The following is a 736-nucleotide window of genomic DNA, read 5'->3' on the forward strand; positions in this document are numbered from 1 at the left end:
AAAGCCGAATTAATTGAAGCAGTGCGCCAAGCTTTATATATGAGTAAAATTTGTTCTTATGCACAAGGATTCACGCAATTGAAGGCAGCTTCTGAGGAATATGATTGGAACCTTGATTTTGGCAGCATTTCTATGCTTTGGAGAGGCGGATGTATTATTCGTGCAGCCTTTTTACAGAACATTAAAGAGGCTTATGAGACAAACACTGACCTACCGAACCTTTTACTTGATCCATACTTTAAAGAAATTGTAGAGTCATATCAAGGCGGATTACGTCAAATTATCTCAGTGGCTGTACAACAGGGCATTCCGGTACCTGCATTTTCAGCAGCAATTTCTTATTATGACAGCTATCGTACTTCAACACTACCTGCAAACTTATTACAAGCGCAGCGCGATTATTTTGGAGCACATACGTATAAACGAGTGGATAAAGAAGGTACATTCCATACAAAATGGATATAAAATAAAAAATGGACCAAGATTAAATTCTTGGTCCATTTTTTATCCCGCAATTCGTAGGCGGTAAGACTCCCACTGATGGAAGCTTCACTTTATTGGAATAATAACACACGCGCTGGTGATGCATCTGTACCCATTAGTTTTAATGGGGCCGCAACCATAAAGTATGTTCCTGCTTCTACTTCTTTAAATGTTAATCCTTCGATTACAATAATATCGTGTGCAAATAGTGTTTTATGGGTTGGGTGACCTTCTTGGGCACGTTCAACACCTA

2 pseudogenes are annotated in these 736 nt (G+C 39.0%); one reads left to right on the forward strand and one right to left on the reverse strand.

The features are described 5' to 3' along the window. Positions 1 to 465, forward strand: a pseudogene (locus MR109_RS29600) (NADP-dependent phosphogluconate dehydrogenase); the annotation flags it as partial. Between the two features lie 89 nt (positions 466 to 554). Here the strand turns inward: MR109_RS29600 and MR109_RS29605 are convergent. Then, positions 555 to 736, reverse strand: a pseudogene (locus MR109_RS29605) (cyclase family protein); the annotation flags it as partial.

The organism is Bacillus cereus group sp. BfR-BA-01310, from assembly GCF_022664325.1.
GTDB classification, from domain to species: Bacteria; Bacillota; Bacilli; order Bacillales; family Bacillaceae_G; genus Bacillus_A; species Bacillus_A paramycoides.